The following is a 13,874-nucleotide window of genomic DNA, read 5'->3' as shown; positions in this document are numbered from 1 at the left end:
GCGGGGCATGCGGTATGCCTGATTCATACAAGGACCGTTCTCCCGGCGGCGTGACAGCCGCCTTCCGCCGAAAACCGCTGATTGCGATTGCGGCAGGGGTTGCCTTTTTTTTCTCTGTTTACTTCTGGGTATCGCCGCGAATCGGTTTTGTCGGATACGGCCGAGACTGTTTTTACCTTCAGGACTATGCCTATCATATTATTCTGACCAGCCATTTCTGGTCTCAGGGATTCGGGAATATCTACGACCTGGGCTTTCAGCTGCAGGCGATTTCGGCATATATGGAAAAACCGGCCATGGCGGCCATGCCGGTGGCGGTGACGCCGATCGCCCTGATTGTCTGGATGCCCTTCGCGTATATCGCGAGATTCAGCCTTTCAGCATCCTACAGCCTGTGGGTGGCTGTTTCCGCCGGGATCCTGATCCTGGCCCTGCTGAAAATATCGGCGCCGCTTTATCCTTTTCCGCCTCACCGGCGTCTTCCTCTGGTCCTGTGCGGAATTACCGTTTTTTCGCTGGTCGGGGTCTCCGCTGTTATTGTCGGGCAGACCTCTCTCTATGCCGGAGGAATCCTAAGCCTTTTGATTTACAGGATGACGCGTCTCAGGGAGAAGCCGGAAAAAACGGCGACAGATTGGCTGTCGGTCCTGCTGATTGTCGCGGCGGGCCTGAAGCCTCCATATCTGATCATCGGTTTCGGCGTATTGTGGATTTACGGCCAGTGGCGTGAGTTATGCTGTGCAACGGCATTGATAATGGCTCTGGCGGCCGCGCTGACCCCACTGTTGACCCCGGAATGGATTCGGTCATATCTGCGCTTGCTGCAGATGTACAGCAGCGGCGATTTCCCTGATATTTATGCCTGGTCCATCGCCCCCCGGACCATGAACATCCTCAGGAGCGCGATATCCGGTTTCACCGGCGACCGGATCGCCGCCGGCATTTCAACTGTCGTCAGCGCGTTGATGATAGCCGGCATCGGTATATGCAGCCGGTTCAGGCCGTTGACCCATACCGCCGGACCGCCGCGATTGACCGTGGCCCTTATCGCCTGCTGCCTTCTTTTTTCTCCAAATTCGGGGGCTTACGAAGACATACTGCTGATTCCGGCTTTTGTCGCGGTGCTGGCGGAGGGAGCAACCCCCCGACTGTCAACCTTTAGGTCCGCGGTGATCGCCTGCGCCCTGTTTCTTTCTCTTTTCCACAATGTCCCGGGATCCAGCCATCATCACCTCTGGATATTTTTTGCGCTGAAGCTGGGGGTGCTGGCCAGCATGGTGTATTATGCGGGACTTGGTAGAACGGGAAAAAATCATTTCGCAGGCCGGAATTGTTTCATCAGGTCCTGAAAATCTTTCGTATGGCGAATATGATCCAGTTCGCTGTCGGCTTCCAGCCATTCACAATGCGAGAACCCGGCCTCAATGCTTTTTTTCAGCCAGGCGACGGCTGTGTCCGGATCGCTTTTCAGGGAGTAAAGGCACGCCAGGTTGTAGGCGATACTGATGCTGCAGTCGGGGCGTTTCTCAAGTAATTGCTGATACAGGCCGATGGCCTGATCATAATGACGGCCGGCTTTAAAGATTGCGGCCAGGGCATTGGTCGCTTCAATGTGACCCGGATCAAGGGACAGGGCCTGCCGAAGGCTGGCGGCCGCCTTGTCCGTTTTTCGCCGCTGCGTCATGATCAGGCCGATCCGGTAGTGGATGTCGGCGGCATTTTGATAGTCCGGTCTGATACGCAACGCCTGTCTGTAGTGATTCAGCGCCAACGTATGGGCCCCTCCGGCCATTAATTCATTGGCCATATTGTAATGCGCTTCGGTAAAGCCGGGATAAAGGTCGATCGCCCTGGCAAAGTGGCCCAGGGCTTTCCGGCCCTGCTTCTCCGCCGCCAGCAGCACCCCCATATTGTTGTGGGCCTGGGGAAAGTCCGGGTGGATCATGATTGCCCGGTTCAGGTGATCCCGGGCTTCATCAAAAATCCTTTTTTCCATCAGGGTTCTGGCCAGATTGTTGTGGGCGGCATAGTTGCCGGTGGTCACATCCAGGGCATGCCGGAACACAGTCTCGCTGTTTTTCCAGTAACCGATCTGATGCCGGGAGATAATACCAAGCACCAGGAAGAGGGCTGACAGACATATTATGATAAAAGGCGTCTTGATGCGCCATTGTCGCGTTATATCTCCTGCCGTCCAGACGGCGGCGATGAGAACGCCGATCCCTGGAATGTAGGCATAACGATCGGCCATGCCATGGCTTCCGACGGGAATGATGCCGATGACCGGCAGCAGCGCGATGAGAAACCAGAACCAGCCGGTGAGCAGGTAAGGCGATTCCTCCCGCCGGCTGACCAGGCCCACCGTGATGGTCAACAGCAACAGCGCCGCGCCGACATATTTCCACCCGGGCAGTTGTTGCTGCCAGGGGTAGAAGATGGCCATATCTGTCGGCCAGAATATATGACCGAGGTAAGCCGCGTAGTTGACCAGGGCGTTGGCGATCCTGCTGGACAGGGGAATATCGGACAGAGATGTCATCGCCCCCGCCTGTTCCTGGGTGAAGACCGTCACCAGTCCGATCAGGATTGAACCGGCCAGCAGCGGCAGCTTTTCCATGATCAGGGCTGCTGTTTTCCCTTTGTTGAAGCGATACAGCGGCCAGTAATCCAGCAGCAGCAGAATCAGGGGCAGCGTCACCAGTACCGGTTTGGCCATCAACCCCAGGAAAAAACACAGGCATACGGCCAGATACCGGCAACGGGAAGGACGATGGACATAGCGGGTGTACCCCAGGATGGTCAGTACCCAGAAGAAAGCCGCCAGCAGGTCCTTGCGGCAGGCGATATAGGCTGCCGGTTCAACCTGCAGCGGGTGCACGCCGAAGATCGCGGCGATGATCAGGCTTCGATAAAAAGCGCCGGTCATGGACCGCAATGCCAGGAACAGCAACAGGGTGTTGGCCAGATGGATGATCAGGCTGGTGAGATGATGACCGGCCGGTTTCAGTCCGTATAGCTGGGCGTCGACCATGTGCGACAGCCAGGTCAGCGGCATCCACATACCGTAATGCAGGGTGAATGCCCTTTTGATGTTGGCCGGAGTTAATCCTCCGGGGACGTGATGCTCCTGGACAAAAAAAGGGTCATCCATGTTCAAAAATTCATGTCCGGTGACCGGATAAAACAGAACGGTTACGATGACGGCCAGAAAAAAACAGGCGGCGAGCGTTTGATAAGGGCGGGACATGTTGTTTCGCATCTGCTATCCGTTTATATCCGTCTGATTTTCAGTATCAGTTTTTTTATCCCGCCGGGGCTGTTGAACGAACGCACCGTCGTTCGGATTCTGGCGGGATGAAGATAAAAATAGATGTAGGCGACCTTTCTGAACAATGCCAGCAGCAGGGGACTGATCTCCCCGCGGCTCATTTTCGGCCTTTTTACACGATTGAAGTCATAGTCGTCAAGATTGGTGGGCGGCGTCCATCCCCCGGCCACAAGGTCGTCAAAAAGTTTTGACCCGGGCGTCGGCGTTGTGACGGAAAAAAGCGCTTCCGTCAGCCCCGATCGGGCCGCGAAACGGATGGTTTCCCATACCTCCCGGGCCGTTTCCGTGGGCGCGCCGAGCATGAAAAACCCAAAAACCTGGATACCCATTTCCCGGGCACATTCAATCAGTCGTCCAATGTCGTTTCTGTCAATTTTTTTGGCGTAAATTCCATTTCGGATTCTGTCGGTAACGGATTCTATGCCGATTTTTATCTTGACCAGGCCGGCGGCTTTCATGTTTTTCAGGGTGGCCTCATCAATGGTGTCCACCCGCGTATTACAGGCCCAGGCGATCTGGATGTTTCTTCGCATCAACTCTTCTGAAAACCGTTCCAGCCATCCGGGCACCACCGCGATCAAATCGTCGGCAAAAAAAAACGAGTCGATGGCGTATTTTTTTTGAAGGTATTGGATATCGTCGATCACCTGTTCCGGGGAACGGATTCGAACTTTCCGACCCAGCACTTCCCGGACCGTGGGCTGGCAGAAGGCGCAGTCATAGGGACAGCCCCGGGATACGGTCAGGGATATCCCCCTGGCGCCCGGCCGCCAGGAATCCAGCTGAAAGAAATGGGCGATATACTGTTCCATGTCAAACAGGTCAAAGGCGGGTGACGGCAGATCATCGATATTATGAATCATGGGGCGGGGCGGATTCCTGTGGACAAGACCTTGGTCCTTATACCATATTCCCGGTACGGCGCTGAAATCCTTGCCTCTGTAATAGGCCTCGACGTACTCTTTGAAGGTGATTTCCCCCTCGCCCAGACAGACGGCGTCGATGTTTTCCTCCCGGATGATGTTGGCGGCCGCCATGGTGGCGTGGGGGCCGCCGGCAATCACCATGGATCCGTGACGTTTGGCAAGACCGGCCGCCTTCAGCGCGTTGGGCGCCAGCAGCACATCCATGTAAATGCCGGTAATATCCGGTTTGAACCGGGCCAGTCGCGTGTCGATATATTGAAATGTTGGGGAAAAACTGGTGTCGATCAGGTCGATTTCAATATCCCTGATCTGTTCCCGGACATAAGCGGCAATGGTGGCCAGGCCGGTGGGCAATTCTCCGGACGGATAACGGAACCGGGGGAAGACAAGGGCGATTTTTTTCATTTAACCCGCTCGAATATTTTCGGAAAGCCTGACCCTGTCAACAAGCTTTTCCGTTATATCTTATGTGAAGAGGAAATACGATGGTTTTCCATAACAAAAGGCAGGACCGGTATCCCGGGCCTGCCTTTTGTTATGTTATATCAGCGTTATTGTGTTTACTGGACCTCAATCTTTCTCGGTTTGGCCGTTTCCGTTTTCGGTACGGTGACCGTGAGTACGCCATCGGCATAGGTCGCGTCCACTTTTTCAGCGGAGGCGTCTTCCGGCAGCTTCAGGCTTCTGGTAAACGTTCCGTACCGGGTTTCCATATAATGATAGTTTTCCTTTTCCTCTTTTTTCTCCAGTTTCTTTTCCCCCTTTACGGTCAGTACGCCGTCGGTCAGGGAAATGTCGATATCCTTTTTGTTGATTCCGGGAAGCTCCGCCTTGACGATGTATTCATTTTCGGTTTCAGACACATCAATGGCGGGGGCCCACTCTTTTTCCCAGTCGGAAACAACCGGCCGACCGAAATCTTTGAAAAAACTGTCGACCAAAGAGGCGCCGGTCGGTTCCCGATGCCATAACCAGTTATCGCTGAATATAGGTAGCAATGCGTTCATAGGTGTCCTCCATATATTTAACCAATCGTTTTTATAGTCACTTACCATCTACCGTTGACTGTAAAGTAAGCATTTCGATTCGGCCGTCAAGAGGGGTGATTCTTTTTTTTGTATGAAAACCGGGGCAAAGATTTGTCGGACCATATCCGCCATTGCGTAGAGCGGAGGATGAATGATATTTATAAAAATGACGGGTTAACCAAAGCCGTGATTGACGAGGAGACCACATGAAGACAGCTCTCACCATCGCCGGATCCGACTCCTCCGGCGGCGCCGGCATCCAGGCGGACTTGAAGACGTTCCAGGCGCACGGGGTGTTCGGTATGAGCGCCGTCACCGCCGTGACCGTGCAGAATACGCAGAAGGTGTATGACGTTCAGGAGGTGGCGCCGGGCATTGTGTACGAGCAGATCGTCCGGGTGTTTGAAGACATCCCCGTTGACGCCGTAAAGATCGGGATGGTTTCCGGGGTGGCGCTGATCGAGGCCATTGCCCGGGCCCTGGAAACGGTGAAGCGGCCGCCGTTGGTGCTGGACCCGGTCATGATTTCCAAGAGCGGTTACTCGCTGCTCAAAGACGAGGCCAGGGAGACGCTGGTCCGGAAGCTCTTTCCCCTGGCGGATGTCATCACCCCCAATGTTTACGAGGCGGAACTGCTGACCGGCGGCCGGATCGAAAACCTGGAAGACATGAAACGGGCCGCTGTGCATCTGGCCGATATGGGAGGCGGCCGGGTGGTGGTAAAAGGCGGGCACCTGCCGGGTGAGGCGGCGACGGATATTATTTTTGACGGCCGGCGGTCCCAGGATTTGACGGCCCCCCGGATCGCGTCCCGCAACACCCACGGCACCGGCTGCACGTTCTCGTCGGCCCTGGCGGCCAATCTGGCCCTGGGACGGGACTTTTTCGCGGCCGCGGCCGCGGCCAAGGAATACATCACCCGGGCCATCCAACAGGCCCCGGACATCGGCCACGGGCCCGGCCCGCTGAACCACATGGTCGCCCCCGGAGGGCAGTAAAACCATCAGGAGTGGCTGGCGCTCTCCAGCATCTCTTTGGCATGCGCCAGGGTCTTGTCGGTGATCTTTTCCCCGCCGGTCATGCGGGCGATTTCCTGAATGCGTTCCTTTTTCGATAAGGCGCGGATGCGGGTGGTGGTGCGTCCCTGGCTGACTTCTTTTTCGATTTTGTAATGATGGTGGCCGAATTTGGCGATCTGGGGAAGATGGGTGATGCACAGCACCTGATGATAGGCGGACAGACCCAGCAGTTTCCGGCCGACCACCTCGGCGGTTTCACCCCCGATACCGGCGTCCACTTCGTCAAACACGATGGTGCCCACGGATTCCCTGCCCGCCAGGATGGCTTTCAGCGCCAGTACCACCCGGGACAGTTCGCCGCCGGAGGCGATTTCCGCCAGGGGCTTTAAGGGCTCGCCCACATTGGGGGCGATCAGGAAAGCGGCCCTGTCCAGCCCGGTCTCATCAACCCCGGCGCCGTCCACGGTCAGGAGCGGTTCGGTAGCGTTCCCGGCCGGCAGGGCGGAGAATTCCACATCAAAGCGGGTTTTGTCCATTTTCAGCCCGGCCAGTTCCTGTTCCATCCGGGCCGAAAAATCGCGGGCCGCCTTTTTTCTGCCTTCGGACAAACGCCGGGCGAATGAAGCCAGTTTCTCATGACCGGTTTCGATCCGCCGGTCAAGCTCGGCAATGGTGCCGGAAAGATTCTCCAGGCCGGTCAGCTCCCGGTCAATTTCTTCCAGCCGGCTTAAAATGTCTGTCAGGGTCCGGCCGTGCTTCTTCTTCAGCCGTGTCAGCAGATCAAGACGCTCCTCAACCTCTTCCAGCCGGCGCTCGTCGGTCTGCACGCCGTCCAGATATCCTCTCAACAGGCCGGCCGTTTCTTCCACCCGGGCCGTGATGTCGGTCATCGCCTCCAGCCGCGGCGCCAGGTCGGGATCGATCTGACCGGCCTCCGCCAGGTTCTTCCGGATCAGGGCCAGTTGTTCGATGACCGAGCCCTGGCTGTCATACAGTCCTTCCAACGCGCCGAAAGCCAGGGCGTAGAGCCGTTCGGCGTGTTTGAGCCGGGTCTTTTCCTTTTCCAGTTCCTCGTCTTCACCTGACGCTATCCGGGCCTTGCGGATCTCATCCCGCTGGAAGGCCAGCAGTTCCGCCTGTTGCGTCTGATGCTGGCTCAGGCGAATCAGCTTTTCCCGTTCCCGCAGCAGCGGAACCAGTTCCTGGTATGCCTGCCTGACGTTTTCCCGCAGCGGCAGCAGTCCGGCGAACTGGTCCAGGATGAACAGATGGGCCTCTTCTTTCAGCAGGTGCTGGTGGGCGTGCTGTCCTGAGATGCCGGCCAGGCCGGCGGTAATGGCGGTCAGCACCGGCATGGAGGCCAGGCTGCCGTTGATGTAAATGCGGTGACGGTTGTCACCGGCGACTTTTCGCCTGATCAGCAGCTCGCCGCCGGTTTCATAGCCGTGCTGCTTGAGTAATTCGGCCGCCGGCCCTTTCCGGGCAATGTCGAAAATGGCCTCGATCTCGGCGGATGCGGCGCCGGCCCGGATCAGCCGGGCGTTGGCGCGGCCGCCCAGCAGCAGATTGAAGGCGTTGATGATGATGGATTTGCCGGCTCCGGTTTCGCCGCTCAAGATGGTCAGCCCGCCGTCAAAACGGACACGCAGGTCGTCAATGATGGCGAAGTCTTTTATGGCAAGTTCCCGCAGCATGGCATCCCTCGCTTGAAATTTTTCCTGTTATACCTCATTTACGTCAGAAGGGATACCCCAGGCAGTCGATGATCAGCGTTTTTAATTTTTGCCGCAGCACGGAATAGGAATAATAACGCAGGGCGGTTTCATAATTATGGTCGACCATTTTTCTCCGGAAGTCCGCGTCGTCCAGTACCCGCCGGGCCTGCTCCACGGTTTTCCCGGTCACGAATCCGTTGATCTCGATAACGGAAAAGCCTTTGGGCCGGATGTCCGTGGCGTAAATGGAATAGTTGTTAATGGCGATGGGCCGTCTGAAATAGACCGCTTCCAGAAAGGCGTTGCCGAACCCCTCATAGTTGGAGGGATAAGTCACCAGGTCGGCACACGGATAGATGTCGTTGAGGGTATATATTTTCCGTCCGTCAGACGTCAGCCCTCTTTTTTCATTGATGACTTCAGACACAAAGACCGTCCGGACGCCCAGCAGGTCTGAAAACTCTTTGACCCGCTGGTAGTAATCCAGACCCTCATCACCGGCGGCGTGGGAGATGACCAGCCTGGCTTTGCGCCCCAGGCGGTTGACCAGTTCGATGGCATGTTCGATCCCCTTGCGTTGAACCACCCGGGTCGGCTGCAGAATAAACAGCTCGTCGGTTTCGATGCCCAGGTCGTGGCGGACGGTTTTTGTGTAATCGTCGGATGGCGGCGGCGGGCTTTCAAAATTCATGACATTGGGAATGATGGTCGGCGAAATGCCGGTCCGCAGGCTCAACTGGTTGCCGGCCGCGGAGTTGATGACCACGCTTTTGATGGGGGCGAGATTGGGTGGAAAGGCCATGTTCAGGTATTCGGCCACGGAATTGGTCAAAAACCGCTCCCGTTCCCAGTAAAAATCATGATGATGGGCGATGGCGGGAATGCCGATTTCGGATATGATTTCAGTGATGGCGATGCCCAGGGGCAGGTTCAGCGGGATGGACAGGGCGTTTTCCACGACAATGATGTCGATTTGGAATTTTTCGATAAAGCGGTAAAGGTGGTCTTTGAGTTCCCGCTTGACGTTCTGGATGCGTTGGGTGATGTACCGGCCGCGGACCCGGACACCGAAACAGTTTTCGTGGATGTCGACGATGGCAGGATGAGTGAAGTGAGCTTTCTCAAAAAGGTAGGAGCATTCCGGCGGCGTGTCCAGTTCGCCGGCAAAATAATAGCAGGTCAAGCCCTCTCCGGTAAAGATGTCAGCCCATTTGCGGGTTTCCAGGGAAACGCCGTCGGTTCCCGCCAGCCGGGTCGATATAAAGCCGATGTTATGGCCTTTCCAGGCAGTTTCATCCATGGTCGCCATCCTTTCATGTTCCGGATAATTGCGTCCCATCATTTACGGCGGGTTACCGATTAAACTTCACGGTGCCGGAAACAGTCGACAACATGGTCGTTGACCATGCCCACCGCCTGCATGAACGAATAACAGATTATCGGTCCGACAAAGCGAAAACCTCTCTTCTTCAGATCCCGGCTCAATATCCCGGCGGTGTCGGTCTGGACTGGCAGGTCCGTTTCTTTTTTCCAGGCATTAATAACGGGCCGTCCGTCAACGAAACGCCACAGGTAATGGTCGAAGGACCCGAACTGCTCGGCCACGCCCAGAAAGGCCCTGGCGTTGGTGACGGCGGCATTGATTTTCAGCCGGTTCCGGATGATGCCGGGGTCGGCCAGCAGTAGCGCAATCCGTTTTTCATCATACCGGGCGACTTTTTCCGGGATGAAGTTATCAAACGCCTTCCGGTAGTTGTCTCTTTTTTTCAGGATGGTCAGCCAACTCAACCCCGCCTGGGCGCCTTCTAAAACCAGGAACTCAAATAGCGTCCGGTCGTCATGAACGGGAACCCCCCATTCCCGGTCATGATAGGCGATATAATCAGGGTCCGTCCCCGCCCATCGGCACCTTTTTTCCATGTAATAGCCCTTGTTATCACCGGGTGTGTCTGGAAGTATCGACCCCGGCTCGAGAACAGTTAACGGTTTTATGTAAGCGACAGATATTAAATTCTGGCATAAAAAACATCCAAAGGCAAGGTTCCCCGCTTCGGCATAAGGGACGTGGATGAAACATTAGCTGGTGTTGTGTTGGCGGGGGGGCAGTAATCTCAAGCCGGCCGGCCAACAGGATAAAGTCAACTGCATTGGCTCGTTTGCGCTATTGCCCAACCGCTGGCCACAAAAATATTGATACGCAAACATGGCTCTGATATATGTGAATAAGGGGGGGAGCTTATCGTTATTTTAAATGATGAGGTAAAGTATGGATGATCAGATCATAACATTTATTGATGGTCTTAAATTCAACAAACAAATCGATTCACTGGATGATGCTTCTATAAAACAGACAATTGTGATGCGTCTGCTGTTTTTGCTCGGATGGGATATTTTCAATGTCGATGAAGTGAATTCGAATTACAAGGCAAAGAACCAGCCGATCGACTACTCCTTAAGAGACAAGAATAGCAATAAGATTTTTATTAACGTAAAAAAAATGGGCAGAGAATTAGACAAAAGCCAGCAGCTTTTGCTTGAGTACGCTTCAAAAGAAGGTGTCGAGTTTACTGTTTTTACTAACGGTTTGTTGTGGTGGTTTTATTTAACGCTCGACAAAAAGAATTTGGAGCAAAAGAATTTCTGTTCGCTGGATTTCCTGCACCAGAAAGCCGATGATATCGCTGACCAATTGACGAAGTTCCTGGCCAAAACCCCTGTTTCCAATGGTGAGGCTTTAGGGCTAGCTGAAAATATTCTGAAAACACGGCATCAAAAACTTATTGAAGAAACCATACCAGCGGCATGGACAAAAATGCTTTCGGAACCACCGGACGTATTAGTGGATTTGCTGATTGAAACGACCGAAAAAATCTGCGGTTACGCTGCTGAAAGGGATGCGGTAGTTAAATTTCTATCCGAAGGATTAAACCGGTTGCAGTATTTAAACAGCCATGCGACTCAACCACCATTATCGCCGGAGCCTGCAAAAGAGGCGGAGCCCGAAAAACCGGCAAAGCCGTCGAAAGCGCCGGAGCCTGCAAAAGAGCCGGAGCCCGAAAAACTGGCAAAGCCGTCGAAAGCGCCGGAGCCTGCAAAAGAGCCGGAGCCCGAGAAAGCGTCAAAGCCCGAAAAAGCCCCGGAGTACACTCATGCCGAACAATCCCTATCCTCTTTTACGTTTAAAAATAAGGTGTACCATGTCAACTCATGGAACGATATGATCGCGAAGCTCTGTAAGGTTTTACAAACCGAATATAAAAAAGATATTAAAAGTCTCTTATGGCATTCAATCGGAGATAAATATTATTTCAGCAAAGACGTCAATGAATTGCGTTTTCCGGAAGAAATCGGGAGCACAGGAATTTTTTTCCAGTCCAATATGGCACCCAATCAGGCCGTTAAGGTGGCTTATTCAATTGTATCGTTTTTCGGATATTCAGAAGACGATTTTTCGGTGTCTTCGAAAAATAAATAGAAAACGGGTGTTGCGCTGGGCATGACATGAGACCGCAAACACAGGCCGGTGCGGTTTTGACCTGCCGGAAAGACCGCGGGCAGGAGGACTGGCGCGGCATTTTGAAAGGCGGCTTCGCCTGCGCCGGCGACCTTCCGCCCGAACTGGCGACAGCCGGCAAGGCCGTGGAGGCCGTGCGGTCCGTCTATCCCATGTCCGTCAACGCCTATTACGCCGGTCTGATCAGTAGACCGGACGATGCCATTGCCCGGCAGGTCATCCCGGACAGCCGCGAACTTGAGGACACGGGCCTGGATGACGACCCCCTGGCCGAGAACCAACAGAGCCCGGCTCCCGGCATTATCCACCGCTACCCGGACCGGGTTATTTTCCTGGTTTCCGGTCGCTGTCCTGTACTGTGCCGGTTCTGTATGCGCAAACGGATGGCGGGCCGGTCGGCCGGACCGACTCCGGCCGGGATGAAGACGGCCCTGGCGTATATCCAGGGCAACACTGCCATCCGGGAGGTCATCCTCTCCGGAGGCGATCCGTTTATGTTGGAAGACCGGGCCCTGGACCGGGTTCTGCAAAGCATCCGCGATTTTTCTCACGTGCGAACCATCCGCATCCATTCCCGGGTGCCCTGCGCCCTGCCGCAGCGGGTCACCGATGAACTGGCGGCGATGCTGAAGAAATATCACCCCCTGTATGTCAATATCCATTTTAACCATCCCGATGAGGTCACGGAAACGGCGGCCCGAGCCTGCGCCCGGCTGGCGGACGCGGGGATTCCGCTTGGCAGCCAGACCGTGCTGTTAAGAGGGATTAACGATTCTCCCGAGGTCATGGCACGCCTGATGCGGGCGCTGCTGGCCATCCGGGTCAGACCTTATTACCTGCACCATCCTGATCTGGTCAAAGGCACGGCCCATTTCCGGGTTTCGATCAGAGAGGGGTTAACCATCATGGAAGCGCTGCAGGGGCGCCTGCCCGGAACGGCCATCCCGCGCTACATGATCGATCTGCCGGGCGGCGGCGGCAAGGTGCCCCTGCAGCCGGAATATGTCCGGGAAGCGGCCGGCGGCGTGCTGACCGTCAGAAATTTCAAGGGCGACCTGTTTGAATACCCGCTGGACGCCTGAATCGGGAAGGCTATTTTGTAGAGGCAATTTTTAAGATGGCCTCAAGAGGAATCCGGTGGCTGATACGATAAAAATATATGGTGAGCGGAACACCGGTACGAATTACCTGGGCCGGCTCATCGATCTCAACCTGAATGCCCGTCAGCTTCCGGGGGTGGTGCCGCCTTTCATATCCAAACTGCAGAAGATCCTTCCAGGTAACGAGATCATCCGGGACCTGTACTTTTCTCTTTCATTCAGCAGCAATCTGGGCTGGAAACACACCCGCGTGTCACCTGCGGCGCTGAAAACAAGTCCTCTGGTGAACAGCAACCTGGTCATCCTGACCGTCACCCGAAATCCTTATGCCTGGCTGCTGTCCCTTTATCGCCGGCCCTACCATCAGCGGTACGCCGATAATCCTTCCTTTGAAACTTTTCTGCAACGGCCCTGGAAAACGACCCGCCGGGACAACACCGGCCGGATCCTGAAAAATCCCGTTGAGCTCTGGAACATCAAGAACAATGCCTATCTCGGGCTCCAGGGGCTGGCGGCCCTGAACCTGACGGCGGAGGGCATCCTGGCGGACCCGGCGGGGGTGATGAAACAGATCAGCGGCCGGTTTTCCATCCCCCGGCGCACGGACCGGTTTGTCGATCATGAACGATCCACCAAGGACCGGGGAAAAGACGTCCATTACTACCGTGACTACTATTTGAACGAAAAGTGGAAGAGCGATCTCTCCGCTGGCGCTTTAGCGATCATCAATGAATTTGTGGACAGGCGGCTGATGGACTATTTCGGTTATCAGATCCTGGCTTCGTAACCGTTTATGCCGGCGGCAGCGGTTTGAAGACGCGGATGATTTTCGGCTTGTAAGCGTCTTTTTTCCCCAGGCGGTTACCGAGGACGACCACCAGAATGATCGCCAGAACAAAGGCGCCCAGGCCGGAAAGGGCGGAAAGGGCGGATTCATCCCAGCCGAGAAGTGGCGAGAGGCGGACGCCGAGGCCGGCGCCCGCCAGCAGGCAGAGGATGGGAAAGAGGTAGATCAGGAAGGTGCCTTTCATCAGGGAGGCGGTGCTGAACTCGATCACCACCCGGTCTCCTTCCCTGGCGCCGACCGGATTGACGGCCGCCACGGTCAGGTCTTTTTCACCGCCTCCCAGGCTGTGACAGGCGTTCCTGGACTGGCAGCTTTCGCAGGCGGCGGAACGGGAAACCCGGATCCAGGCGATGCCCTTATCCGTTTTTATGACATGTCCTTCTTCGGTAGCCATCTT

General features: G+C 55.4%; 12 protein-coding genes. 5 read left to right on the top strand and 7 right to left on the bottom strand.

Annotated elements, in window-relative coordinates:
- Positions 1-14: 14 nt before the first annotated feature.
- Entirely contained in the window at positions 15-1,349 is a 1,335-nt protein-coding gene (locus tag AB1724_16515) for a hypothetical protein (protein ID MEW6079411.1), read from the top strand.
- Here AB1724_16515 and AB1724_16510 read toward each other — a convergent pair.
- The 3 genes from AB1724_16510 to AB1724_16500 form a co-directional block, all read right to left on the bottom strand.
- Positions 1,313-3,259 (bottom strand): tetratricopeptide repeat protein, encoded by a 1,947-nt coding sequence (locus tag AB1724_16510; protein MEW6079410.1) that lies wholly within the window; start codon positions 3,257-3,259, stop codon positions 1,313-1,315. The genes AB1724_16515 and AB1724_16510 overlap by 37 nt on opposite strands.
- A gap of 11 nt (positions 3,260-3,270) precedes the next feature.
- A complete protein-coding gene (locus AB1724_16505; protein MEW6079409.1) occupies positions 3,271-4,659 on the bottom strand; it encodes a radical SAM protein in 1,389 nt (462 codons plus the stop codon).
- 155 nt (positions 4,660-4,814) lie between these two features.
- Positions 4,815-5,261, bottom strand: a complete 447-nt coding sequence (locus AB1724_16500; protein ID MEW6079408.1) for an Hsp20/alpha crystallin family protein — start codon at positions 5,259-5,261, stop codon at positions 4,815-4,817.
- 227 nt (positions 5,262-5,488) lie between these two features.
- On the opposite strand from AB1724_16500, the gene thiD reads away from it, so the two are divergent.
- Positions 5,489-6,280: a bifunctional hydroxymethylpyrimidine kinase/phosphomethylpyrimidine kinase gene (gene thiD / locus AB1724_16495; GenBank protein ID MEW6079407.1), complete on the top strand. Its 792-nt coding sequence runs from the start codon at positions 5,489-5,491 to the stop codon at positions 6,278-6,280.
- Positions 6,281-6,285: 5 nt separating this feature from the next.
- On the opposite strand, the gene recN is transcribed toward thiD, so the two are convergent.
- From recN to AB1724_16480, 3 genes are read right to left on the bottom strand one after another with little or no spacing between them, the layout of a single operon-like run.
- Positions 6,286-7,995 (bottom strand): DNA repair protein RecN, encoded by a 1,710-nt coding sequence (gene recN / locus AB1724_16490; GenBank protein MEW6079406.1) that lies wholly within the window; start codon positions 7,993-7,995, stop codon positions 6,286-6,288.
- 43 nt (positions 7,996-8,038) lie between these two features.
- A complete protein-coding gene (locus AB1724_16485; GenBank protein MEW6079405.1) occupies positions 8,039-9,316 on the bottom strand; it encodes a glycosyltransferase family 4 protein in 1,278 nt (425 codons plus the stop codon).
- A 59-nt stretch (positions 9,317-9,375) separates the two neighbouring features.
- The gene (locus AB1724_16480) at positions 9,376-9,936 is read right to left on the bottom strand and encodes a DNA-3-methyladenine glycosylase I (GenBank protein MEW6079404.1); all 561 of its coding nucleotides are present in this window, start codon (positions 9,934-9,936) and stop codon (positions 9,376-9,378) included.
- 346 nt (positions 9,937-10,282) lie between these two features.
- On the opposite strand from AB1724_16480, the gene AB1724_16475 reads away from it, so the two are divergent.
- From AB1724_16475 to AB1724_16465, 3 genes are read left to right on the top strand one after another with little or no spacing between them, the layout of a single operon-like run.
- Positions 10,283-11,491 carry a hypothetical protein gene (locus AB1724_16475; protein ID MEW6079403.1) on the top strand — a complete coding sequence of 403 codons (1,209 nt, stop codon included), beginning with the start codon at positions 10,283-10,285 and terminating at the stop codon, positions 11,489-11,491.
- A 26-nt stretch (positions 11,492-11,517) separates the two neighbouring features.
- Complete coding sequence (locus tag AB1724_16470; protein MEW6079402.1) at positions 11,518-12,612, top strand: KamA family radical SAM protein; 1,095 nt, start codon at positions 11,518-11,520, stop codon at positions 12,610-12,612.
- 55 nt (positions 12,613-12,667) lie between these two features.
- Positions 12,668-13,417: a hypothetical protein gene (locus AB1724_16465; GenBank protein ID MEW6079401.1), complete on the top strand. Its 750-nt coding sequence runs from the start codon at positions 12,668-12,670 to the stop codon at positions 13,415-13,417.
- 4 nt (positions 13,418-13,421) lie between these two features.
- Here AB1724_16465 and AB1724_16460 read toward each other — a convergent pair whose 3' ends face one another.
- Positions 13,422-13,871: a SoxR reducing system RseC family protein gene (locus AB1724_16460; GenBank protein ID MEW6079400.1), complete on the bottom strand. Its 450-nt coding sequence runs from the start codon at positions 13,869-13,871 to the stop codon at positions 13,422-13,424.
- Positions 13,872-13,874: the final 3 nt, after the last annotated feature.

Source organism: Thermodesulfobacteriota bacterium, from assembly GCA_040753795.1.
GTDB lineage: Bacteria > Desulfobacterota > Desulfobacteria > Desulfobacterales > Desulfosudaceae > JBFMDX01.
This window is presented reverse-complemented; position numbering and strand designations above follow the sequence as displayed.

Excerpts from the sequence above, each read along its gene's own strand:
- AB1724_16470 (MEW6079402.1), top strand. The coding sequence starts at position 11,518 with ATGAGACCGCAAACACAGGCCGGTGCGGTTTTGACCTGCCGGAAAGAC.
- AB1724_16485 (MEW6079405.1), bottom strand. The coding sequence starts at position 9,316 with ATGGATGAAACTGCCTGGAAAGGCCATAACATCGGCTTTATATCGACC.
- AB1724_16505 (MEW6079409.1), bottom strand. The coding sequence starts at position 4,659 with ATGAAAAAAATCGCCCTTGTCTTCCCCCGGTTCCGTTATCCGTCCGGA.
- AB1724_16500 (MEW6079408.1), bottom strand. The coding sequence starts at position 5,261 with ATGAACGCATTGCTACCTATATTCAGCGATAACTGGTTATGGCATCGG.
- thiD (MEW6079407.1), top strand. The coding sequence starts at position 5,489 with ATGAAGACAGCTCTCACCATCGCCGGATCCGACTCCTCCGGCGGCGCC.
- AB1724_16510 (MEW6079410.1), bottom strand. The coding sequence starts at position 3,259 with ATGCGAAACAACATGTCCCGCCCTTATCAAACGCTCGCCGCCTGTTTT.
- AB1724_16460 (MEW6079400.1), bottom strand. The coding sequence starts at position 13,871 with ATGGCTACCGAAGAAGGACATGTCATAAAAACGGATAAGGGCATCGCC.
- AB1724_16475 (MEW6079403.1), top strand. The coding sequence starts at position 10,283 with ATGGATGATCAGATCATAACATTTATTGATGGTCTTAAATTCAACAAA.
- AB1724_16515 (MEW6079411.1), top strand. The coding sequence starts at position 15 with ATGCCTGATTCATACAAGGACCGTTCTCCCGGCGGCGTGACAGCCGCC.
- recN (MEW6079406.1), bottom strand. The coding sequence starts at position 7,995 with ATGCTGCGGGAACTTGCCATAAAAGACTTCGCCATCATTGACGACCTG.
- AB1724_16480 (MEW6079404.1), bottom strand. The coding sequence starts at position 9,936 with ATGGAAAAAAGGTGCCGATGGGCGGGGACGGACCCTGATTATATCGCC.